Origin of the sequence: Candidatus Thalassolituus haligoni, from assembly GCF_041222825.1 — a bacterium.
Classification (GTDB): Bacteria; Pseudomonadota; Gammaproteobacteria; order Pseudomonadales; family Oceanobacteraceae; genus Oceanobacter; species Oceanobacter antarcticus.
This window is the reverse complement of record NZ_CP139482.1, coordinates 812764-833818: the sequence shown is the minus strand read 5'-3', so window position 1 is coordinate 833818 and position 21055 is coordinate 812764. Positions and strand designations below refer to the sequence as shown.

General features: G+C 53.0%; 25 protein-coding genes. 7 read left to right on the top strand and 18 right to left on the bottom strand.

Going from position 1 to position 21055, the window contains the following annotated elements; all coding sequences use genetic code 11:
- Positions 1-15: 15 nt before the first annotated feature.
- Positions 16-993 (bottom strand): TRAP transporter substrate-binding protein DctP, encoded by a 978-nt coding sequence (dctP, locus tag SOJ49_RS03770; protein WP_369856895.1) that lies wholly within the window; start codon positions 991-993, stop codon positions 16-18.
- A 28-nt stretch (positions 994-1021) separates the two neighbouring features.
- Entirely contained in the window at positions 1022-2608 is a 1587-nt protein-coding gene (gene mdlC, locus SOJ49_RS03765) for a benzoylformate decarboxylase (RefSeq protein ID WP_369856894.1), read from the bottom strand.
- A gap of 111 nt (positions 2609-2719) precedes the next feature.
- Between mdlC and SOJ49_RS03760 the strand changes: the two genes are divergently transcribed.
- The gene (locus SOJ49_RS03760) at positions 2720-3619 is read left to right on the top strand and encodes a LysR family transcriptional regulator (RefSeq protein WP_369856893.1); all 900 of its coding nucleotides are present in this window, start codon (positions 2720-2722) and stop codon (positions 3617-3619) included.
- A 125-nt stretch (positions 3620-3744) separates the two neighbouring features.
- Here SOJ49_RS03760 and SOJ49_RS03755 read toward each other — a convergent pair whose 3' ends face one another.
- From SOJ49_RS03755 to SOJ49_RS03725, 7 genes are all read right to left on the bottom strand, one after another.
- Complete coding sequence (locus SOJ49_RS03755) at positions 3745-4887, bottom strand: IS3 family transposase (protein ID WP_369858029.1); 1143 nt, start codon at positions 4885-4887, stop codon at positions 3745-3747.
- Positions 4824-5159 carry a transposase gene (locus SOJ49_RS03750; RefSeq protein WP_369856892.1) on the bottom strand — a complete coding sequence of 112 codons (336 nt, stop codon included), beginning with the start codon at positions 5157-5159 and terminating at the stop codon, positions 4824-4826. Before SOJ49_RS03750 ends, SOJ49_RS03755 begins: the two co-directional genes overlap by 64 nt.
- 53 nt (positions 5160-5212) lie before the next feature.
- Positions 5213-5713 (bottom strand): hypothetical protein, encoded by a 501-nt coding sequence (locus SOJ49_RS03745; protein ID WP_369856891.1) that lies wholly within the window; start codon positions 5711-5713, stop codon positions 5213-5215.
- On the bottom strand, positions 5710-6723 hold the full coding sequence (locus tag SOJ49_RS03740) for an AAA family ATPase (protein ID WP_369856890.1): 1014 nt from the start codon (positions 6721-6723) through the stop codon (positions 5710-5712). Before SOJ49_RS03740 ends, SOJ49_RS03745 begins: the two co-directional genes overlap by 4 nt.
- Before the next feature lie 311 nt (positions 6724-7034).
- Entirely contained in the window at positions 7035-7316 is a 282-nt protein-coding gene (locus SOJ49_RS03735; RefSeq protein ID WP_369856889.1) for a hypothetical protein, read from the bottom strand.
- Between the two features lie 262 nt (positions 7317-7578).
- A complete protein-coding gene (locus tag SOJ49_RS03730) occupies positions 7579-7800 on the bottom strand; it encodes a toxin-antitoxin system HicB family antitoxin (protein ID WP_369856888.1) in 222 nt (73 codons plus the stop codon).
- A 186-nt stretch (positions 7801-7986) separates the two neighbouring features.
- Positions 7987-8757, bottom strand: a complete 771-nt coding sequence (locus tag SOJ49_RS03725; RefSeq protein ID WP_369856887.1) for a Nif3-like dinuclear metal center hexameric protein — start codon at positions 8755-8757, stop codon at positions 7987-7989.
- A gap of 100 nt (positions 8758-8857) precedes the next feature.
- Between SOJ49_RS03725 and SOJ49_RS03720 the strand changes: the two genes are divergently transcribed.
- Positions 8858-10021, top strand: coding sequence for a trypsin-like peptidase domain-containing protein (locus SOJ49_RS03720; RefSeq protein WP_369856886.1), 1164 nt, complete (start codon positions 8858-8860; stop codon positions 10019-10021).
- A gap of 59 nt (positions 10022-10080) precedes the next feature.
- On the opposite strand, the gene hisD is transcribed toward SOJ49_RS03720, so the two are convergent.
- The 9 genes from hisD to SOJ49_RS03675 form a co-directional block, all read right to left on the bottom strand.
- Positions 10081-11385: a histidinol dehydrogenase gene (gene hisD, locus SOJ49_RS03715; RefSeq protein WP_369856885.1), complete on the bottom strand. Its 1305-nt coding sequence runs from the start codon at positions 11383-11385 to the stop codon at positions 10081-10083.
- Positions 11386-11398: 13 nt separating this feature from the next.
- Positions 11399-12049, bottom strand: coding sequence for an ATP phosphoribosyltransferase (gene hisG / locus SOJ49_RS03710; protein ID WP_369856884.1), 651 nt, complete (start codon positions 12047-12049; stop codon positions 11399-11401).
- Positions 12050-12078: 29 nt separating this feature from the next.
- Positions 12079-13344 carry a UDP-N-acetylglucosamine 1-carboxyvinyltransferase gene (gene murA, locus SOJ49_RS03705; RefSeq protein WP_369856883.1) on the bottom strand — a complete coding sequence of 422 codons (1266 nt, stop codon included), beginning with the start codon at positions 13342-13344 and terminating at the stop codon, positions 12079-12081.
- Between the two features lie 14 nt (positions 13345-13358).
- Positions 13359-13604, bottom strand: coding sequence for a BolA family protein (locus tag SOJ49_RS03700; RefSeq protein WP_369856882.1), 246 nt, complete (start codon positions 13602-13604; stop codon positions 13359-13361).
- Positions 13605-13788: 184 nt separating this feature from the next.
- The gene (locus SOJ49_RS03695) at positions 13789-14100 is read right to left on the bottom strand and encodes a lipid asymmetry maintenance protein MlaB (RefSeq protein WP_369856881.1); all 312 of its coding nucleotides are present in this window, start codon (positions 14098-14100) and stop codon (positions 13789-13791) included.
- Positions 14101-14769 carry a phospholipid-binding protein MlaC gene (locus SOJ49_RS03690; protein ID WP_369856880.1) on the bottom strand — a complete coding sequence of 223 codons (669 nt, stop codon included), beginning with the start codon at positions 14767-14769 and terminating at the stop codon, positions 14101-14103.
- A 132-nt stretch (positions 14770-14901) separates the two neighbouring features.
- Entirely contained in the window at positions 14902-15363 is a 462-nt protein-coding gene (gene mlaD / locus SOJ49_RS03685) for an outer membrane lipid asymmetry maintenance protein MlaD (RefSeq protein WP_369856879.1), read from the bottom strand.
- Between the two features lie 2 nt (positions 15364-15365).
- On the bottom strand, positions 15366-16148 hold the full coding sequence (gene mlaE, locus SOJ49_RS03680) for a lipid asymmetry maintenance ABC transporter permease subunit MlaE (RefSeq protein ID WP_369856878.1): 783 nt from the start codon (positions 16146-16148) through the stop codon (positions 15366-15368).
- Between the two features lie 2 nt (positions 16149-16150).
- On the bottom strand, positions 16151-16963 hold the full coding sequence (locus tag SOJ49_RS03675) for an ATP-binding cassette domain-containing protein (RefSeq protein ID WP_369856877.1): 813 nt from the start codon (positions 16961-16963) through the stop codon (positions 16151-16153).
- A gap of 206 nt (positions 16964-17169) precedes the next feature.
- Between SOJ49_RS03675 and SOJ49_RS03670 the strand changes: the two genes are divergently transcribed.
- From SOJ49_RS03670 to lptB, 5 genes are read left to right on the top strand one after another with little or no spacing between them, the layout of a single operon-like run.
- On the top strand, positions 17170-18135 hold the full coding sequence (locus tag SOJ49_RS03670; RefSeq protein WP_369856876.1) for a calcium/sodium antiporter: 966 nt from the start codon (positions 17170-17172) through the stop codon (positions 18133-18135).
- 19 nt (positions 18136-18154) lie between these two features.
- Positions 18155-19132 carry a KpsF/GutQ family sugar-phosphate isomerase gene (locus tag SOJ49_RS03665; protein WP_369856875.1) on the top strand — a complete coding sequence of 326 codons (978 nt, stop codon included), beginning with the start codon at positions 18155-18157 and terminating at the stop codon, positions 19130-19132.
- Positions 19132-19695, top strand: coding sequence for an LPS export ABC transporter periplasmic protein LptC (gene lptC / locus SOJ49_RS03660; protein WP_369856874.1), 564 nt, complete (start codon positions 19132-19134; stop codon positions 19693-19695). Before SOJ49_RS03665 ends, lptC begins: the two co-directional genes overlap by 1 nt.
- Complete coding sequence (gene lptA / locus SOJ49_RS03655; protein WP_369856873.1) at positions 19685-20221, top strand: lipopolysaccharide transport periplasmic protein LptA; 537 nt, start codon at positions 19685-19687, stop codon at positions 20219-20221. Before lptC ends, lptA begins: the two co-directional genes overlap by 11 nt.
- Positions 20218-20943: an LPS export ABC transporter ATP-binding protein gene (lptB, locus tag SOJ49_RS03650; protein ID WP_369856872.1), complete on the top strand. Its 726-nt coding sequence runs from the start codon at positions 20218-20220 to the stop codon at positions 20941-20943. The genes lptA and lptB overlap by 4 nt, the downstream gene beginning before the upstream one ends.
- Positions 20944-21055: the final 112 nt, after the last annotated feature.

Sequence of the window (21055 nt, the reverse complement as noted above, 5' to 3'; positions counted from 1 at the left end):
GATACTCATCGATAGTTACTCAATTATATTTTTAATATTAATCGCCATATCCTTGGAATTCTTCATAACCTCTGCCCAAGCTGCTTCTTTTGCAACCTCAAGAAACCTCGTGCGTTCTTCCCCTCGTAACTCAATAACGTCTATACCTGTTTCAGTCTGACGTTGTCGCTCTATTTCATTAATAGAAACATTCTCATCATTCAACGATTCGAGCCAAATAGCTTTATCCGTAAGATATTTCTGCTGATCGCCTGTCAGACTCTCCCATTTACCTTCATTGACCATGACCGTAACTTCTGCTTGATAGAAACCAGGCTCAACACGGTACTTAGTTTGTTCATGCCAGCCGAGGTCAAAAATACCCTGCATCGTCCAGCCATATCCATCTACTACACCACGCTCAAGTGCAGTGTAAACCTCACCGGGTGCAGTCTGTACGACAGTCGCTCCCAAAGCTTCGAAGAATGGCCGATAAATTGGCGTCACTCTTAAGCGCTGACCATCCAATTGGGCGGACTCTATCGGTTTGTTCGTGTAAAGGTGGAACTGGTTGCCATAATTGGTAAACGCGAGCAGATGGACATTCATTCCGTCCTTCCATATTTTCTGGAGCTTTGACCACCCACCCGCTGCACGCAGTTGCTGCGGAGAATAGTTCGTCAACTTCAGTGCATCTGCGGCAGGCATAACGTTGCTGTAGAAAGCCCCCGTCGAAAGGATCATATCGACAACGCCGGTTTTAACGGCATTTCCGATCTGAAACGGTGGCATCGCTTCCGGGCCGCCGATCAAGTTAATTTTGATAGGCGATTTTTCATCTGAATTTATATTTTCAACAAATTTTTCAAAAGTGCGCGTAATAGCAGTACCTCTAGCAAACCCGCTGATTGCTCTTATTTCAACTTTATCTTCAGCAAATGCACTTGTTGCTGAAGAGCTAGATAGCGCGAAACATAAAGCAAAAATACCGAAATTTAAATTATTGTTATTCATTATAACCACCCATAAGATAAAGTAAATTTTAAACGATAACCTCAATCAAAAACGGCCTATCCATATTCAAGGCTATCTTGTAATGTTTTTTGAAGTCTCGAACAGAGTTCACTTTTACAGCCTTAACGCCATACCCCTCCGAAATTTTTACAAAATCGACATCTTCAATAGTCAATCCAGGCACCGCATCATCGACACCAAACAGGTCAGCAAACCACTTCAGTGCAGAATACCCCTTATTGTTAATAACCACATAAACAACGGGAATATTGTATTTTGCAGCCGTCCATAACGCTGCAATGCTGTAATGGGCGGATCCATCTCCGATAAATGCGACCACTTTCCGCTCCGGAGAGGCCAACTGAACTCCGAGTGCCGCTGGCATCGCAAAGCCAAGACCACCCGCCGCGGCAAAGTAATAGCTACCAGAGTATTCCATCGTGACACGGGACCACAAGGTAGCCAGCGTTGAGGTTGCCTCATTGAGATAAATGCTGTCTCGGGGGCTCAAATCATCAACCACATCATAAACTGTCTCGGGGCTCAACACCGCGTCATCCGATGTATTCCGCCTAACCTCTTTCCGAAAACTTGGACACTCCGTTTGCTTGGGCGGCAGGCTGTCGTACAGAGCTTCGACAAAGCTCTTAACGCTAGCAACGATCGCTTCACCAATAGGCGCCCTTGCGGCTTCATCACTGTCGGACGTGATGTGAATCAGCTTTGCATGGTCGGGAATCAGGGTGCCTGGGTCATTCTGGTGATAGCGGAAAACAGGTCCACCAATGACGATGACCAAGTCATGCTCCTGAAGATGGCTACAGAGCGCGGCCTCCCCCGCAGGTAAAATGCCGGCGAAGCAACGATGACCGGTCGGAAAGGGACAACGTGGTGCGGACGGCGCCACCCAAGCTGGTGCATGAAGTTTCTCGGCCAGTTTTGCGACCAAGGCATTGCAGCGCTCACTGTCAACTTCCGGGCCGAGAATCAGTACGGGGCTTTTAGCTACCTGAATTTGCTTACTGACCCTTTCCAGCAACCCCTTATCTGGGGCCCCACAGTGCGAGACGCGTCGATTAACCAACTGCAACGCATTTTCACTCACCTTTTTTTCCCAGTCATCATAGGGTATCGAAACGTATACCGGTCCCTTGGCGGGAGCCATTGCGGAGTTGAGTGCCCGGTTGATCGAATGTGGCACCTCTTCATGACTAAGTGGCTCAAAGCTGTCCTTGACCAAAGGCCTTGGCAGCATGGTGGCATCTGAGTTCTTCAACATTGGATCAGCATATACCATGGTCCTGGCCTGCTGACCGGCTGTCACTACGATCGGACTGTGAGAGTTACGCGCGTTTGCCAGCCCCCCCATTGCGTTCCCGGTCCCCGCGGCGGAGTGCAGGTTAACGAAAGCCGGCTGGCCCGTCGCTTGGGCATAACCGTCCGCAACACCAATGACAACACCTTCATCCAGGCACAGAATGTATTCGAAATCTTCGGGGAAGCCGCGCAGAAAATGCAATTCGTTGGAACCCGGATTGCCAAAAACCTTGTCTACCCCATGATTCCTGAGTATCTGAAATACTGTTTCTTTGACGGACGGCAGTGTATCGCTCATGACAGCTTCTTTCTTATTGATTGGACTTTAAGGTTATCAATGCTAGCATTATCCATCAAATAGATAATTAATCGATCAAGATATAAATAATATCTATATATTAGAGATGCCATGTCTTACAAAGCAGATTTAGGCCTGATTAAAGTTTTTTTGGCCATTTACGAAAGTGGAAGTGTCAGTGGCGCGGCTGAAAAAATACACCTGACACAGCCTTCGGTTAGCTACTCCCTCGCAAGGCTGCGAAAACTGCTGAATGATCCGCTCTTCACCCGAACCCGTGAAGGTATGCAATCCACATTCATAGCGGACCAATACTACGCGACATTTCGTGACTCCATACTGGCAATTGAGCAAGCGATCGCGGCCGCCCAGGAATTCGACCCTGCTTTAGCAAATCGAACGTTCAGAATAGCGCTTTCAGACTTAGGTGAATTTTACCTATTACCAATAATTATGGAAAAATTCCAACAGCTTGCGCCCAACTGTAGTATGGAAGTCATAACAATCGAAGTTAATCAAGTAGAATCATGGCTTCTTCGCGGAAGAATAGATGCAGCTATTGGAAACCTTAAATTCTTGAAAGGCACAGTTGAATCTAAGAAACTTTTTAATGAAAACTATTCATGCTTATTATCTACCAACCACCCAAGAATAAAAAACAATATAAATACCGAGCAATTTCTAACTGAAAAACATATATTAATATCAAAATCTACCGGACATTTTATAATTGATGAGTACTTAAGAGAAAATAGCAAATCTATCGATATAGCGCTAAAAATACCTCATTTTTCTGCACTCCCTGGAATCATTCCGAAGTGCGATATGATCGCCTGCTTACCGACCCGCGTTGCGAACAAATTCGCCGAGAGCCGTGATCTTATTTCCACCCCACTTCCATTCGACCTCCCATCTTTTGAGGTCGGCCTATATTGGAACAATAATATTGATGAACCGTCGGCACACAAATGGTTATGCGATGTAATTTATGACTCATTAAGCGCTCTATAGGTATTTTCTCAAGATTGGTTACCTTGCAGCCCCGGACGCGGTCGGTAGCAAGGCTGCGTCCGCTCAAGGTGCACCTGTATCGGAGGCGGAACGTGTCAACGTCATTTGAGCCAGTTTTTTAAACATTACATTGCTTTTGTAATCGCCCGTGGCAACGTTGGGAAATTCACGCCTTTTTCGATTGTCGCCTGATCAGCATCCTCTGGCACCGGATTGATGCAGACTTCGGCCGGTGGCAGCGGTACGTTTGGACGACCTTTACTGAAGCGCTCCGGGTGCTGAGCGTACATCTCGTCCAGTGCCGCTTGCCGGAGGTGAGCGATTTCAAGGTATTCCCCGCTAAACACCTGATGGGGCGTAAAACCGGCCAGGCTGCTGTGGTGGTGATCATGGTTGTACCAGCGGACATACTCCTCATTCCAATGTACCGCATGGTCGTAGCTGTCGAAGCGGCCCGGGTAGTCCGGCTGATATTTCAGGGTCTTGAACTGTGCTTCACTCATCGCGTTGTCGTTGCTCACTCGGGGGCGGCTATGACTGGCCGTCATCGTCAACTCACCCAGCAAATCCAGATAGCAGTGGGCGGTCATGGGGGTGCCACGATCCTGATGCAGCGTGAGCGTACCGGGTTGTATGTCATAACGTTCATGCGCTTCCATGATCAGCTGGCTGGACAGCGCACTGTTTTCCTTGCGTGACAGCATCCAGGCCACAATGTAACGGCTGAACAGGTCCATGACCACGTACAAGGACAGGTATTCACCGCGCTTCCTGGTCGGCAGCTTGGCAATGTCCCAGGTCCAGACTTGATTGGGTGCGGTCGCCTTCAGCCGTGGAATGGCATGCGACTGGCGCGGACGCTGAAGACGGCGTTCGCCGTTGAGTCCATCGGCTCGCAGCAGTCGGTGCATCGTGCTGATGGAGCACAGGTAGGTGCCTTGTTGCAGCAGGCTGTAATACACCTGCGCCGGTGGTTGATCCTGATACTCAGTGCTGCTCAATACCGCTTTTGCCTGAGTACGCTCTTCGACACTCAGGGCCCGTGGCTGTTGGGTATCCTTGCGCTTTCGTCGGTGTGGGCTCACCGGCCCGCACAGGTGATAACGGGCGCGTATGGCACGAAAGGTATTGCGACCAATATCCAGCACGTGACAAGCAAGGCGTTCAGAAATACCGGAGGGTAATGGTGCCTGCAGCAACTGATTCATGACGCGTCCTCGTCGAGCATGTCCAGTAGATCCAAGGCTTTTTTTTGGAGCGTCAGGCAGCCATTCTGAATCTCGATCTGCTTGCGTAGCCGGTCGTTCTCTTTTTCGAGCTGTTCGATACGTTTTTGCTCAGCGGTCTTCTTCGGCGCGGGACCTGGGGCGGATTTTTTCAGACCATCCAGCCCTCGCTCATCCCGTTCCCGACGCCATTGAGACAGTTGATTGGAATACAATTTTTCATGGCGCAGCAGTTCCCCTAACTCACCATGCTGGCAGGCCTCGGCTTGCTGGATGATGGATAACTTGTATTCGGTACTGAAGGCTCTGCGCACCCGCTTTTCCAGTGCGGGACTGGGTTCATGCCATAACCTCCTATTTAATATAATTAATAATCCACTAGCCCCACCGTCCCCGCCAACCGCTTATTAATCACTTTAACCTCCGCTCGCCATATCTGACCCTGGCGTTTTAATACACTGGCTAATTTATCGCTAAAAGGCGGAAGGTATTCATCTGGCATCTCCGGAATCACCAGATACAACATAATTCTGCGCTCTGGCCCAAGTGGTGTAACTCTAGTCATCGGGCCCATTTGGTGAGTCAATTCGTTATGACGCTCCAGCAAACCTGCCGCGAGTATTTGTAATGAGTTATCCAGCTTTTCGAAGATACTGGTGAAAAATTCGTCGTATTCTTTGGGGAATGTATGAGGGTTAGGAACCGAGCTTTTGGCTTCGATCAGCAGCAAGCTATCTTGCGGAGTAAGCCAGACAAACTCACAGGCCTTGAGTTGTTTGCCTCGCAAAAATGCAGACTCTTCGATCCTGAAAACCCGATCAGGATCAAAAGGCCCAAACGTCATCCCTGACTCTGTGATGGTGATCATCCGATTCCTTCGAACTCCTGTTCAAACAGCCTGACGGATTCCTTGATGATTTCGGTTTCTGGCAGACCGTCATTTAACAAACAACTCTGTTGCCAGACACCCTGAGAATCAGAGAGAAAACAAGGGATGGGCAGTTGTTGCTGGCGAGCGATCAAGAGCAGCTTTTTGACCACATAATAAGAATGGGTGGCCATAAATATCTGCATGCCCTGCTGTGCCAGCAGGGCCAGAATATCCAGAAACTGCACAATCGCTGTCGGGTGCAAGGCGGATTCTGGCTCGTCGACAAATATCACCGAACCCGGTGTCAGGAAACGGTTGCCGAGCAAGGTATCCAGAATGGCGATTTTCTTGATGCCTTCTGCCGTGCTGTGAATCGAGAATTTCGAGTTGCCCTGTTTGTAAATCCACTCGTTGTTCTCGAACGTGACCTTACCCTGAAACATCTCTTCCAGTTGTTTGCGGGATCTGGAAAAGCTGTCGTAGTTACGGCCCTTTTGTGGTTGGTTCTGCAACGCCAGCACCAGATCGGAATAGGTGGCGTCATAACCAAACTCACGATTCTGTAAGGCACTGCGCAAAATCACATGCCACAGTGACAGCACTTCCTTGGGGGGCAGAAAGATCGAGTTGTCTTCACGTTCAGAAAGGGTGTTAACCGATGGCTTTACCAGCTTGCTGGTGTCTTGCCCAAAACTGTATGCAAGACTGGTGTTGTCCGACATGGACACTTCAAAACTCAGGCGGTTGCCCTTGCCTCGACGCACCATATCGCCCAGAGAGTCGGTCTGAAACGTCCAATAGAGCTTGTCACTCAGAACGTCATGGAATTCACGCTTGTCATTGCCGCGCCCGGATTCTTCCTGAGTACGCATAACGCAATAAAGGCTTTTCAGCAGCCAGGTCTTGCCACAACCATTTTCCCCAATGATCAGATTCAATGCGCCAAGCCCCTGCCCTTTGGCAGAGGCAATCGGCCCGCTATTGGAGATGGAGAAACTGTAAATCATGCACATGTCCTGAATGATGATTACTTAACTATACCACCATCTTCTACAAGACAAACCGGACGACCTGAGAGTTCGTTAAGCACCAAACTCCGCGACGTTGCAGGTATCCATCCCCCCGTTTTCAACAATATGTCGCTGAGTACCGACACCTGCCATTGCCAAGCATTTGTTTGGCCATTTAACCCTCAACGTTTCCGCTTTTTTATGTGACGGATGGCAACGCAGCCCCGCCACTAGCGCCCGTAGCTTCCGCGCATCAGCGCGCTAATATCCGCAGCAGCCTTGTACATGATGGGTGACAGGCTTTCAACTCACTGCAACTCACCGTCGACAAACGCACTCAGAATATCCATCACCTGCTCCTGCTCCTGCTCCTGCTCCTGCGTTGGATTCTGAATCCCCTCCATCGATGCCAGTTTCAAGCGGGCTGCGTCTTTGATCAGGGCAGACTCTTCCTCGGTCAGATCGTGAATCAGGGTTTGCCAGGCATTAATTTGCAGATCGGCCGTTTCATCCGGGTCATAACCGTTGTCCGGTTCTACCGAGAGATAACAGAGCAGGTCCATCAGAATGGTGGTCAGGTTTTTCATCATGGATTCTCAACAGACATATCCTGCGCAGTTAACCCACGCCATGAAGAAGAGTCAACCGGCCAACAGACTGCGCTCCCACTGACCGGATCTCATCCCTACGCTCCTGCGTGGGGATGTTGCGGCGCCAATCTATCTGGTGCTTTGGTTCAGAACACATCTCCCAGTGAACAACAAAAGATGATTTGCGAGGCGTTATTGACGTGTTCTTGCTGGATGTTTCAAACCCGTCGTAATTGAACTCTCGAATCTGAAACCATCGGAGCTATCCCATAAAGTGCTCGTCCAGCTTATCCAGCAGCTCCAGCCCCTTGCTCCTGTCGCCCACTGCCGCCATAGCCCTGAAGCGGACTTCAGTATCAAACTCAGCGATGGCCTGGGTTGATAGCTCTTCAATCAGTTTGTTCATGCTGATTTTTCTGTGAGCTGCCAGAGCTTTCAGGCGATTATGTTTATCGTCGGGCAAGCGTACGGTCAATGTCGACATGTCAATTTCCCCTCAAATTTCCAGCCCGTTTCTCAACGATGTCCGCCGGCTCATGCGCATTCGGGGCGACGGGGGCTATCTATTTAATTCTGCACAGCCCCGGCTCTGATTTCGTAATTCGAGACCATCCAGAAACCGGCGGGTACCGGATTATATAGATGATCTCCGACCACTCAGACGTCGGGCTCAAACCGGGTTATCAATATCGACAAACGTGACCTTGATACCAAACTCGGTTTCCAGATGCTGCCCCAGAGCCAGAACACCGTAACGCTCGGTAGCGTGATGACCAGCACTGTAGAAATGGGTGCCGGTTTCGCGCGCCAGGTGCACCGCCGGTTCGTTGATTTCACCGGTGATATAGGCGTCGACACCGGCATCCACTGCCAGCTGCAGATAACCCTGCGCGCCACCGGTACACCAGGCAACTGTTTCGATGATGTCTTCATCTTCGCCAATATGTAATGGCGTACGATCCAGGCATTCGCCAATCCATTGGGCAAACTCGGCGGCAGCCATCGGCTTTGATAATCGCCCGATCAGGCCGGGGGTCGTATGATCCAGCGGATCGATAGCGCTGGTGACGGTCAGTTCGAGAATATCGGCCAGCTGGGCGTTGTTGCCCAGTTCAGGGTGAACATCCAGCGGCAGGTGGTAGGCGATCAGGTTGATATCGTGGGCCAGCAGGGCTTTCAGGCGTTCGCGTTTGATCCCGGTCACACAGGCATTTTCGCCTTTCCAGAAGTAACCATGATGCACCAGCAAGGTATCGGCACCGAGCGCAATGGCTTCATCAATCAGCGCCTGATTGGCTGTCACGCCGGTGACGATGTGCTGAATGCGATCTCGACCCTCGACTTGCAGACCATTTGGGCAATAATCCCGGATCTGCCGGTTTTGCAACAATTGGTCCAGATATGTCAGCAGCTGCTGGCGTTCAATAGCGCCATCTAACATGATGCGTCTCGCTTATTTCTGTTAAATTTGTTGGCCAGCAATAATCGACCTGATCGTTTGAACCTGCGGCTTGCTCGCAACCCCGTGGAGACTTGCTTACATGCCCCGATATTCCTTTGTTCACACTATGCTGGTGCCATCACTGGTCGGTCTGTGTGTCGCCTTGATGATCCTGCTTTGGGCGCCGCAATGGGTGACGCCTGCGCTCCAGCAACAGAACCAGCAAACGGCTGCTGCCGTCCAGCAGGATACACCGACAGCGTCCGGCATGGTGAGCAGTTACGCTGATGCTGTGGAGCGGGCAGCTCCTGCGGTTGTCAACATTTACACCAGCAAGGTGGTAAAACGCAAACAGCATCCGCTGTTTGATGATCCGCTGTTCCAGCGTTTTTTCAACACCAAGCCAGAGCCCAGCGAGCGACTGCAGTCCAGTCTCGGTTCCGGTGTGATCATGACAGCGGAAGGCCATATCCTCACCAATAATCACGTGATCAAGGATGCCGACCAGATTGTGGTAGCCCTGCGTGATGGTCGCGAGGCCAATGCGACTCTGATCGGCTCTGACCCGGAAGCGGATCTGGCCATTCTGAAAATTGACATGGCAGATCTGCCGGTGATTCAAGTGGCCCATAACGAGCATCTGCGGGTGGGTGATGTTGTGCTGGCGATAGGCAACCCGTTTGGCGTTGGTCAGACGGTGACATTAGGAATTGTGTCGGCTACCGGGCGTAACCAACTGGGGCTGAATACCTACGAGAACTACATTCAGACCGATGCTGCCATTAATCCGGGGAATTCCGGTGGTGCCTTGATCAATGCCAACGGCGAGCTGGTTGGCATCAATACTGCAATTTATTCCCAGAGTGGTGGCAGCGAAGGCATTGGTTTTGCCATTCCTGGCACGGTTGCCCAGCGGGCACTGACGGATATTTCCCAACACGGTATTGCCATTCGTGGCTGGCTCGGTATCGAAGTGCAGGAGGCAACCCCCAAACTGCTGGAAGCGCTGGCCCTGCCGGAGGCGCTGGAAGGGCTGATTGTGACGGGTATCTATCAGGATGGCCCTGCGGATCTTTCCGGGCTGACGGTCGGCGACATCATCGTCAAGATCAACCAGATGGACGCCAGTGATGCCCGCGCTGCGATGAATCAGATCGCTATTCTGCATCCGGGCGACAAGATTCTGGTGGATTTTATTCGTGAAGGAAAACTGGCCCAAACCGAAGCAATTGCCGGTCAACGGGGTGCCCAGCCAGAAAGCTGAGCATTAGCAGGAGCCTGCTGCTCTACTGCGGACAGGCTCCTGAGCCGCCAGCGGCCGCATCAGTCCTTGATGCGGTACTCGGCGGAACGGGCGTGGGCAGTCAGGAACTCACCACGAGCCAGCGTTGAAGCTACTTTTCCCAGTTCCGATGCGCCATCAGCTGAACACATAATCAGCGATGAGCGTTTCTGGAAGTCGTACACCCCCAGCGGCGATGAGAAACGCGCCGTGCCCGAGGTGGGCAATACGTGGTTCGGCCCGGCACAGTAATCACCCAATGCTTCTGCGGTATACCGACCCATAAAGATGGCTCCGGCATGACGGATGGACGGTAACCAGGCTTCCGGGTCTGCCACCGACAGCTCCAGGTGCTCAGGTGCAATGCGGTTGATAATGGCCACTGCATCGTCGTCTGAGCGGGCGTGAATCAGCGCCCCACGCTCCGCCAGCGATGTACGGATAATTTCGGCACGTTCCATGGTGGGCAACAGCGTGTTGATGCTGGCTTCCACTTGATCAAGGAAATCGGCATCGGTTGATACCAGGATCGACTGGGCATCTTCGTCGTGTTCTGCCTGGGAGAACAGATCCATGGCAATCCAGTCCGGGTTGGTTTTGCCATCACATACCACCAGAATTTCTGACGGCCCGGCAATCATGTCGATACCGACCTGACCAAACACCATGCGCTTGGCGGTGGCAACGTAAATATTGCCAGGGCCAACGATTTTGTCCACTCCCGGTACGGTTTCGGTGCCGTAAGCCAGTGCTGCCACCGCCTGCGCACCACCAATGGTGAAGACCCGCGAAACGCCGGCGGCAGCGGCAGCGGCCAACACCAGTTGATTCAGCTCTCCCCCTGGCGTCGGCACCACCATGATGATTTCCTGCACGTCGGCAACGTGAGCCGGAATGGCGTTCATCAAGACCGAAGATGGATACGCGGCTTTGCCACCGGGGACGTAAATGCCAACGCGGTCCATCGGGGTGATTTTCTGCCCCAGCACGGTGCCGTCGGCTTCGGTATAACGCCAGGAGTCCTGCTGCTGGTGTTTGTGGTACGAACGAACACGTTCAGCGGCCGCCAGCAAGGCGGTACGTTGTGTTTCTGGCAAGCCATCCAGTGCATCCTGCAACTGCTGCTGGCTCAACTCCAGGTCGGCCATGGACGTCACATCCATCCGGTCGAACTTGTTGGTGTATTCAATCACGGCGGCATCGCCACGGCTGCGCACATTGTTGACGATGTCGGTGACGGCCTGTTGGACGCCGGTATCGGATACCGATTCCCATGACAACAGCGCGTCCATCTGGCTGGAAAAATCCGGCTGGGCGGAGCTGAATCGACGAATGGATAAAGTCATGTTGTCTCCCCGGTTATTTGGCTTGCTGCTGTTGACGCTCTACCGCAGCGCCAATCAAATCGATAATAGGCTGAATCTGGGCATGCTTGACCTTCATCGCGGCACGACTGGCCACCAGTCGGGAGCTGATCGGGGCAATCAGGTCACGCGCTTCCAGACCATTGGCCTTGAGGGTATTGCCGGTATCCACGATGTCGACGATCAAATCCGCCAGGCCCATGATCGGTGCCAGCTCCATGCCACCGTACAGCTTGATAATGTCGACCTGACGGCCCTGTTCGGCAAAGTAGCGTTTGGCCACGTTGACAAATTTGGTCGCCACCCGCAGCCGCCCTTCTGGCAAGGCATAGCCCTTGATGGCCGCCGTCATCAGCCGACAGGTCGCAATGTTCAGATCCAGTGGCTCACACAGATTGTCGCTGTTGTACTCCATCAGCACATCCTTGCCCGACACGCCCAGATCCGCTGCACCGTATTCGACATAGGTCGGTACGTCCGTCGCACGAATCACCACCAGCTTGATATGCTCATGATTGGTATCGAAGATCAGCTTGCGGCTTTTTTGAATGTCTTCCGCCGGATGAATGCCCGCCTCGGCCAGCAGGGGCAAGGTGTCATCCAGAATGCGTCCCTTGGACAGTGCAATGGTAAGCGGTTGGGTCATGATGTCCTCAATCTAGTGTGGTGTGCCAATCAGCCGGAAATTCGACGGATATTGGCACCCAGCTGCTGAAATTTTTCTTCAATACATTCGTAACCACGATCAATGTGGTAAATGCGATTTACGTCGGTGGTGCCATTGGCGACCAGCGCAGCCAGTACCAGCGAGGCCGAAGCCCGCAGGTCGGTGGCCATCACCGGGGCACCACTGAGTGTGGCACGACCGGTAATAATGGCCGTGTTACCTTCGACATGAATATCCGCTCCCATGCGCACCAGTTCCTGGGCGTGCATAAAACGGTTTTCAAAGACGGTTTCGATCACAGTACCCACACCTTCAGCGACCGCATTCAGCACCACAAACTGGGCCTGCATGTCGGTTGGAAATGCAGGGTGCGGAGCGGTACGAATATTCACTGCTTTAGGGCGGCGGCCGGTCATATCCAGCTGAATCCAGTCGTCACCGGTGGTGATTTCGGCACCCGCTTCTTGCAATTTCAGCAGCACCGCTTCAAGTAATAACGGGTCGGTGTTGCGGGTTCTGACGCAACCACCGGTCACGGCCGCAGCGACCAGATAAGTACCGGTTTCAATGCGATCAGGCAAGACTTCAAAGGAACAGCCGTGCAGGGTTTCAACGCCGTCGACCGTCAAGGTCGCACTGCCTGCTCCCTGAATCTTGGCACCCATGGCAATCAGGCAGTTGGCAAGATCCACCACTTCCGGTTCGCGGGCAGCGTTTTCAATCACTGTCCGGCCATCCGCCAGCGCGGCAGCCATCAGGATATTTTCCGTGCCGGTCACCGTGGGGGTATCCAGGAAGATATGCGCACCCTTTAAACGGCCACCTGGCACATGTGCCTTGATGTAACCATCCAGCACATCAACATGTGCACCCATCGCTTCCATACCACGCAGGTGTAAATCAACCGGACGGCTGCCAATGGCACAACCTCCTGGCAAGGACACTTCGGCTTCACCATAACGCGCCAATAATGGCCCCAGCACCAGGATCGATGCCCGCATGGTGCGCACCAGGTCATAGGGAGCAACACAGCTTTTAACATGGCGGCAATCGGTCTCGACCGACATATCTTCGTTGATTGCCACTTCAACACCCATGCACCCCAGCAATTCCAGCATCGTGGTGATGTCATGCAGGTGCGGCAAGTTACCGACCCGCATAACGCCTTCGGCTAGCAAGGTAGCGGCCAGAATTGGTAAGGCGGAGTTTTTGGCACCCGAGATCCGAACATCACCGGACAGCCGGTTGCCGCCAACAATTTGCAATTTTTCCATGTGTCTTCCAGAAATCAGCGCGCAGCATACTCAGCGCTGGTGAAGGTACGAATGGTCACAGCATGCAGCGAGCCATTGGCGATCAGAGGATTAAGTACTGTGTAGACAACCTGTTGGCGTTTAACGGCATTCAGGCCTTCAAAATGATCGCCGATGCCCTCTACCTGATATTGGTAACCATCACCATCAACAGACCACTGGACGTCAGGAAACTGGCTTTCCAGCATGGCCTGGATTTCGGAGAGTGTAGAAGGTGTCATATTGCTCCACCGGTATTGGAATTAGAGAGGGCGGGAATGATAGCGGATTTAGTGGATCAGAATAAGTGGAAGGAGGATCAGCAATAGCTATTCGGCCGATAATCAGCTTGAGGGGGCCGGGCCGTACGCGGTGACCATCAGGAACGGCACCCAAGCCGTCCCTCTTTTTATGCGCGTCTGTGCGTTATGCGTCAGTGACCATGACTTCGGCAAACAGCACTTCCAGGTCACTGACCTGCAGAATAGGCATCAACCGTTCTGGCACCGAGCGAATGGTCATGTGAACGTCGTGCTGGCGTGCGGTTCTCATCCAATCGAGTAGCAGTGCCACGGCGGCACTCGACACCCGATCCACATTGGACATATCCAGACACCATTCGCCACCGGAGCTGCGAATCATTTCGTGCCCTGGTTCAATCAAGGCAACCACAGTGGACGCCAGCATGTCACCACTGACATTGGCCAGGTTGGCGGAGAGGGACTCAAGCGTGGTCATTTATTGTGCCCCACTGACAACGGAGCGCTTGCGCAACTCGCGTCCCTGCTCTTGCAAATTTTCGATCCATTGATCGATGGCCGCACCGATATTGCCATTATTATCTTCAACCAGCTGAACAAACTGTTCATTAAACAATTGTCCGATGTTGATGCCGTTAACAATCACGTTTTGCGCTTTCCAGGCGTAGGAGGACAGGTCGTAGTACATGCTCTGGGTGATGGGAAAAACCCGACCACTGGGGGTAATAACTTCCAGATCGACCAGAGTGTTGGATGATGTGTGTTCAAAATCCTTGCGAGGCGGTAGCATCCGGACTTCGTAATCGGTGAACTCAATCAGGCCGGTCGCGTAGGAACTCAGCAAACTGCGCTTGAAGGCACGGGCAAAACGCTGGCGTTGTTCCTTGCTGGCATCAAAATAATAACGCCCCATGATCTTGCGAGTCAGCCGGCGAAAATCCACCATCGGCCCCAACACATCTTCCAGCTCCCAATAAAACCGGGCCTTGTCACTCTCGTAAAGATCCCGATTGGTGTTGATTTTCTCCAGCACCTTGGTCGTTACCCGTCGCACCACTTCGTGGGCGTGCTCGCCCAGTTCTTCTGACTCAAGTGCCTGAACACCAGGCGCAAGCAATACCATAACCAATAATAGCAACCGAATCATGACGTCTCCTTCTCTCCATGTAGCGCGGGCTTACGTTGTGTATCCACGGTCTGACAGCTGCCATACGCCTGATCTGGGAAGCTAAGTTACAACCATTACAAATTGCAACAAAGCGATCATAAAAGCAGCAAATCAGCCATCTTCTGCCTTGTTAAACAAGAAACGGCCAATTAATTCCTCAAGTACCAGCGCCGACTGGGTATCTTCAATCCAGTCGCCTTCTTTGAGGAAGTCTTCCTCGGCACCCACGGTCAGGCCAATGTATTTTTCTCCCAGCAAGCCTGCGGTAAGAATCGCCGCTGACGTATCGCTGGTCAGGGTGCTCATGTCCTTGGTGATTTCCATCTCGACAACAGCCGAGTACCATTCTTTGTCGAGGTACACCTTGGTCACCCGACCAATGGTCACTCCCGCCATGGAGACCTTGGCGCGCTCGTTCAGACCCCCCAAATTTTCGAAACGGGCCTTGATGGTATAGGTATCTCCGGCATCACTCATCGACAAACCGCTGACGCGGAGCGCCATCAGTACCAGAGCCAGAATACCGATCACCATAAAAGCACCGACGGTGAGCTCTACAGAACGCTTTTGCATAATTAAACGCCTCCAAACATGACTGCTGTCAGTACAAAATCGAGTCCCAATACCGCCAGCGAGGAAATCACCACCGTCTGGGTTGTTGCCTTGCCAATGCCTTCTGAAGTCGGCATTGATGCATAGCCCTGATAAACCGCAATCCAGGTCACCACCCAGCCAAATGCGACCGACTTGATAATTCCCTTGACCACGTCGTTATAAAATTCGACTGACGCCTGCATATTGCCCCAGTAGGCACCTTCATCAATACCCAGCATATCAACGGCAACAAAGGCCCCGCCCCAGATGCCCACGGTATTAAATATCAGCGTCAGCACGGGCAGCGAGATAATACCGGCCCACAAACGCGGCGTAATCACTCGCTTGAGCGGATCAACCCCCATCATTTCCATCGCCGACAACTGTTCCGTTGCCTTCATCAGGCCAATTTCTGCCGTTAACGCGGAACCAGCCCGCCCGGCAAACAACAGCGCCGCGACCACCGGCCCCAGCTCACGCAACAGCGTCAGCGACACCAGCGTGCCCAGCGCCGCCTCGGAGCCAAAATCAACCAGAATGGTATAGCCTTGCAACCCCAGCACCATACCGACAAAGAAGCCGGCAACGGCAATAATACTGAGCGAGCGCACACCAACAGAATAGAGTTGTCGAATCAGGTCAGAAAACGTCGCACTGCCTGGGCCGCCCCAAGCCAGTGAATGCCATAACACCAGGGACGCAGCGCCCAGTGCCTCAATGGAAGACAAGCCACGACGGCCCAGCAACTGCAATCGATTGAGCATATTCAGTCGCTCCCTGCCAATATGTCCTGGCGGTAATCATTCGCGGGATAATGAAACGGTACCGGCCCATCAGGGTCGCCATTGAGGAACTGGCGAACTTCATCCGAGCCTTCATGCAACAGCTCATTCGGCGTGCCAAAACCGATCACCTTGCCACCCGAGACCAGGCACAGGTAATCAGCAATCCCGCAACATTCCTCAACATCGTGGGATACCAGCAGGCTGGTCAGTCCGAGTGCCTTGTTCAGCCCGCGAATCAGCTTGACGATCATTCCCATTGAAATAGGGTCAAGACCAGTAAAGGGTTCGTCGTACATGATCAGTTCAGGATCCATGGCGATGGAACGTGCCAGTGCCACTCGACGCGCCATGCCGCCGGACAATTCAGCCGGATTAAGACTGCGAGCTCCGCGCAAACCGACGGCTTCCAGCTTCATCAGTACCAGATCCCGAATCATGGATTCGGGCAAATCGGTATGAACACGCAAGGGGAAAGCCACGTTATCGAACACATCCAGGTCAGTAAACAGGGCACCGGTCTGGAACAGCATGCCCATTTTCTGTTTGCGGAGTTCGAACAGCTGATGACGTTTGAGAGTGGTAATTTCTTCTCCGGCAAGCAGGATAGAACCACTGTCGGGAAGCAACTGACCACCAATCAGGCGCAGCAAGGTTGTTTTCCCGGTGCCACTGGGTCCCATGATTGCAGTGACCTTGCCACGGGGAAAATCGACGGACAGGCCGTTGTAGATCAAACGATCGCCGCGTGTAAAGGTCAGATCACGCACCGAGATGTAGGGCTGCTCAACCACCATGAAAGCTTCCTTACCTGGGCCGGAAATGCGGGGTTTAAAGTGAGCGCTAGCATAGCGGATTGCACAGACAGAACCAACGCTGCTTTTGTGATGACCTTCACCCGCCACAAAACGCATTGTTCCAATTGCGCCCTTGCGCCCCTTCGGTACAATGCGGCCTCTCTATCATCAAGCACGTCAAAGCAGAATTCACCTGCAGGAGCATCATGATCACAGCACTGGTTGCCGTCCTTATCGGTTTGGTTGTTCTGGTATGGAGTGCCGACAAGTTTGTCCTCGGTGCTGCGGCGACAGCCCGTCGTCTCGGCATGTCACCGCTGCTGGTCGGACTGACCATTGTCTCCATCGGCACCTCCGCTCCCGAGCTGTTTGTCTCTGCCGTCGCGACACTGGATGGTGCTGGCAACCTCGCCATAGGCAACGCACTGGGTTCTAATATCACCAATATCGGCCTGGTACTGGGTATTACTGCACTGGTCAGCCCGATTCCGCTGAAAAAGAAGTTGTTACGCAAAGAACTGCCACTGCTGCTGCTGGTCAGTATTCTTGCCGGTTTGACACTGGCCGACCTGGAACTCAGCTATATTGATTCCATCCTGCTGCTGGCCGGACTGGTTGCCGCCATGTACATCCTGTTTCAGGAATCCGATGACAGCGGCGAATCGCTGGTTGATGAAGACGAAGCCGCAGCGATTGAATCGCTGTCCACCAAGATGGCAGTGTTCTGGCTCTTGCTCGGACTGGTCTGCCTGATGATCAGCTCCAAGGCACTGGTTTGGGGCGCAACAGAAATTGCCCGCAGCTTTGGCATCAGCGATCTGATGATTGGCCTGACCATCGTTGCCATTGGTACCAGCCTGCCAGAACTGGCGGCATCGGTTGCCAGCGCCCTCAAAGGGCATCACGACATTGCGATTGGCAACGTGATTGGCTCCAACATATTTAACCTGCTCGCAGTGATGCCTGTCCCCGGTCTGATCGCGACAGTTGCAGTCGAACCAATGGCACTGTATCGCGACCTGCCCGTCATGTTGGCTCTGACTCTGGTACTGTTGGTACTGTTTATACTCAATCGTCGTAGTGGAGTGATGGGACGCTTCAGTGGCAGCCTGCTTGGGCTGAGCTATCTGGGCTACCTGACCACCCTGTTTATGATGACAAGCAACGGATAACGACAAGCAACGGATAACAATGAACACTGAATTTGATTTTGATTTTCTGAAATCGGCGCTGCGCACCATCGAACTGGAACAGCGCGCCATTCATAATCTGTCAGCCATGCTGGATAGCAATTTTATTACTGCCTGCCAGCTGATGCTGTCTTGCCAGGGTCGAGTCGTGGTCACCGGGATGGGTAAATCCGGCCACATCGGCAACAAAATTGCGGCCACCTTGGCCAGCACAGGGACACCGGCCTTTTTTGTTCACCCTGGTGAAGCCAGTCACGGCGATATGGGCATGATCACCGCAGTGGACGTCGTGATTGCCCTGAGTAACTCCGGTGAAACCGCAGAAGTGACCAGCCTGTTGCCGTTATTGAAGCGCATGGCGATCCCTTTGATCAGCATCACCGGCAATCCGCGTTCCACGCTGGGTCTGGCCTCGGCTGCCCATCTGAACGCCAGCGTCGATTCAGAAGCCTGTCCGCTGGGTCTGGCACCCACCTCCTCAACCACCAGCGCCCTGGTACTGGGAGATGCACTGGCAATCGCCTTGCTGGAAGCACGCGGATTTACCGCCGAAGACTTCGCGTTTTCACATCCCGGCGGCAGCCTCGGGCGGCGTCTGTTGCTAAAAGTGGAAGACATCATGCACAGCGGCCCAGAGATTCCCACGGTCAGGCCGGAATCCAGCCTGTCGCGCTCGCTGCTTGAAATGACCACCAAAGGCCTCGGGATGACCACGATTCAAACCGCCTCCGGCGATCTGGTGGGAATTTTCACCGATGGCGACCTGCGCCGTACCATCGACCATGGTGTTGATATCCATTCCGCCATTATTGCCGACCTGATGACGCGCCATGCCAAAACCATATTACCCGGCATGTTGGCCGCAGAAGCGTTGAAAATTATGGAAGACAGTAAAATCAATGCGCTTGTCGTGGCTGAAAACCACCGCATCTGCGGCGTGATTACCATGCACGACTTGCTGCGTGCCGGAGTCATCTGATGCGCAAGCGCTATCTGCTGCTGGTACTGGCGGTGGTCTTTGGCCTTGCCTTGCTGGCAGTAGAACGCTACACCACTGAACTGGTCACCGCTGAAACCCAGGTGGTCAGTTTTGAACCGGATTATTATGGCAAGCAATTACAGCATCGCCACTACGACGTTAATGGCCAACTGCAGCAAACGCTGCAAGCGGATGGCTCCAGCCATATTCCGGCTTTCTCGGAAACCCGACTGGAGAATCCCGTTATTATCACCCAGACGGCTCCACAACAGGCATGGCGTGTCAGTGCTGAATCCGGCCGCATTCAGGATGCCAACAGTCTGGTTGAATTACGCAATCAGGTCGAAATACGTTCGCTGGCGGAGACCGGCCAGACAAATGACGATCTGAGTATTGAAACCAGCCAACTGCTCTACGAACCGGAATTGGCTACAGCCTCTACGACCAAACAGGTTACCATTCGTAATGGCAACAGTATTACCCACGCAACAGGCATGACTCTGGACATCAAGCGTCAACACCTCGACCTTCAAGAACACGTGAGTACCCGGTATGTACAATAAACTGGCAGCCCTGCTGCTGCTCACCAGCGCCCTGGTTGCCACGGTAGAGGCATTGCCAGAAGACTGGCAGCAAGAAATGATTATCCAGTCCGACCGCGCCGAACTCGATCGCAAAACCGGCATGGTCGTTTATGAAGGGGATGTGGTACTGACGCAAGGTACTCTGAAAATCGAATCTGAACGCCTGGTACTGATCCTGAACGGCAAAATTCTCGAACAAGCCATCGCCGAAGGTCAACCCGCCCGCTACCAGCAACAGGTCAGCAGCAACAAGCCGGTCACTCAGGCAACCGCCAATCGCATCGATTTTTACGCCACCCGCAAGGAAATCGCGTTTAAAGGCAATGCCGAATTACGCCAGGAAAACAACCTCTTCAGTGGCGAACTGATTCGCTACGACATTGAACAGGAAACCGTGACCGCCAGCGGCTCCGACACGCCTGCCGATGGTACGGCTGAGTCGGAAGACAAACAGCGTATCCGGGTGATTATCCAGCCCCAGCCCGACACGGAAGCACAACCATGAAAACGCTCAGGGCGGAACATCTGGCCAAAAGCTACAGCGGCCGAGAGGTCGTCAAAGACGTATCCCTTGCCGTCAGCAGCGGACAAATTGTCGGCCTGCTCGGCCCTAACGGAGCCGGTAAAACCACCTGTTTTTACATGATTGTCAACCTGGTACAGGCCGACAAGGGACGCGTCAAAATTGACGACGACGACATCAGTCACCTGCCCATGCATGGCCGTGCCCAGAAAGGCATTGGCTATCTGCCACAAGAAGCCTCGATCTTCCGCAAGCTCAGCGTCGAAGACAACATCATGGCCATTCTGGAAACCCGCACGGAACTGAAAAAACCCCAACGCCAGCAACAGCTGGAACAACTGCTGGACGAATTTCACATCCAGCACATTCGCAGCAGCCTGGGGATGTCACTCTCCGGCGGTGAACGCCGCCGGGTAGAAATTGCCCGGGCACTGGCCGCCGAACCCTCCTTTATTTTGCTTGATGAACCCTTTGCCGGTGTCGACCCGATTTCCGTATCCGACATTATGGCCATCATTCGCCAGCTCAAGGCGCGCGGCATTGGCGTACTGATTACCGATCACAACGTCCGCGAAACCCTCGCAATTTGTGAAAAAGCCTATATCGTAGGCGGTGGACACATTATTGCCGAAGGCAGCGCCGATGAAGTACTCGCCAACGAACAGGTTCGGGCCATCTACCTTGGTCAGGACTTCCGTCTTTGATTCTTACTGGCTTACAGGGCTATGATGCCCGGCGCTGTTTCATTTCGACACCATGAAAAGCATTCCCAGCCTCACAGGCTGGCGTATAATGCACAGACCATGCCGACAACCG

Bases quoted from the DNA above. Each gene is read 5' to 3' on its own strand.
- dctP (WP_369856895.1), bottom strand. From the start codon at position 993: ATGAATAACAATAATTTAAATTTCGGTATTTTTGCTTTATGTTTCGCG.
- mdlC (WP_369856894.1), bottom strand. From the start codon at position 2,608: ATGAGCGATACACTGCCGTCCGTCAAAGAAACAGTATTTCAGATACTC.
- SOJ49_RS03760 (WP_369856893.1), top strand. From the start codon at position 2,720: ATGTCTTACAAAGCAGATTTAGGCCTGATTAAAGTTTTTTTGGCCATT.
- SOJ49_RS03745 (WP_369856891.1), bottom strand. From the start codon at position 5,713: ATGATCACCATCACAGAGTCAGGGATGACGTTTGGGCCTTTTGATCCT.
- SOJ49_RS03740 (WP_369856890.1), bottom strand. From the start codon at position 6,723: ATGATTTACAGTTTCTCCATCTCCAATAGCGGGCCGATTGCCTCTGCC.
- SOJ49_RS03735 (WP_369856889.1), bottom strand. From the start codon at position 7,316: ATGATGAAAAACCTGACCACCATTCTGATGGACCTGCTCTGTTATCTC.
- SOJ49_RS03730 (WP_369856888.1), bottom strand. From the start codon at position 7,800: ATGTCGACATTGACCGTACGCTTGCCCGACGATAAACATAATCGCCTG.
- SOJ49_RS03725 (WP_369856887.1), bottom strand. From the start codon at position 8,757: ATGTTAGATGGCGCTATTGAACGCCAGCAGCTGCTGACATATCTGGAC.
- SOJ49_RS03720 (WP_369856886.1), top strand. From the start codon at position 8,858: ATGCCCCGATATTCCTTTGTTCACACTATGCTGGTGCCATCACTGGTC.
- hisD (WP_369856885.1), bottom strand. From the start codon at position 11,385: ATGACTTTATCCATTCGTCGATTCAGCTCCGCCCAGCCGGATTTTTCC.
- hisG (WP_369856884.1), bottom strand. From the start codon at position 12,049: ATGACCCAACCGCTTACCATTGCACTGTCCAAGGGACGCATTCTGGAT.
- murA (WP_369856883.1), bottom strand. From the start codon at position 13,344: ATGGAAAAATTGCAAATTGTTGGCGGCAACCGGCTGTCCGGTGATGTT.
- SOJ49_RS03700 (WP_369856882.1), bottom strand. From the start codon at position 13,604: ATGACACCTTCTACACTCTCCGAAATCCAGGCCATGCTGGAAAGCCAG.
- SOJ49_RS03695 (WP_369856881.1), bottom strand. From the start codon at position 14,100: ATGACCACGCTTGAGTCCCTCTCCGCCAACCTGGCCAATGTCAGTGGT.
- SOJ49_RS03690 (WP_369856880.1), bottom strand. From the start codon at position 14,769: ATGATTCGGTTGCTATTATTGGTTATGGTATTGCTTGCGCCTGGTGTT.
- mlaD (WP_369856879.1), bottom strand. From the start codon at position 15,363: ATGCAAAAGCGTTCTGTAGAGCTCACCGTCGGTGCTTTTATGGTGATC.
- mlaE (WP_369856878.1), bottom strand. From the start codon at position 16,148: ATGCTCAATCGATTGCAGTTGCTGGGCCGTCGTGGCTTGTCTTCCATT.
- SOJ49_RS03675 (WP_369856877.1), bottom strand. From the start codon at position 16,963: ATGGTGGTTGAGCAGCCCTACATCTCGGTGCGTGATCTGACCTTTACA.
- SOJ49_RS03670 (WP_369856876.1), top strand. From the start codon at position 17,170: ATGATCACAGCACTGGTTGCCGTCCTTATCGGTTTGGTTGTTCTGGTA.
- SOJ49_RS03665 (WP_369856875.1), top strand. From the start codon at position 18,155: ATGAACACTGAATTTGATTTTGATTTTCTGAAATCGGCGCTGCGCACC.
- lptC (WP_369856874.1), top strand. From the start codon at position 19,132: ATGCGCAAGCGCTATCTGCTGCTGGTACTGGCGGTGGTCTTTGGCCTT.
- lptA (WP_369856873.1), top strand. From the start codon at position 19,685: ATGTACAATAAACTGGCAGCCCTGCTGCTGCTCACCAGCGCCCTGGTT.
- lptB (WP_369856872.1), top strand. From the start codon at position 20,218: ATGAAAACGCTCAGGGCGGAACATCTGGCCAAAAGCTACAGCGGCCGA.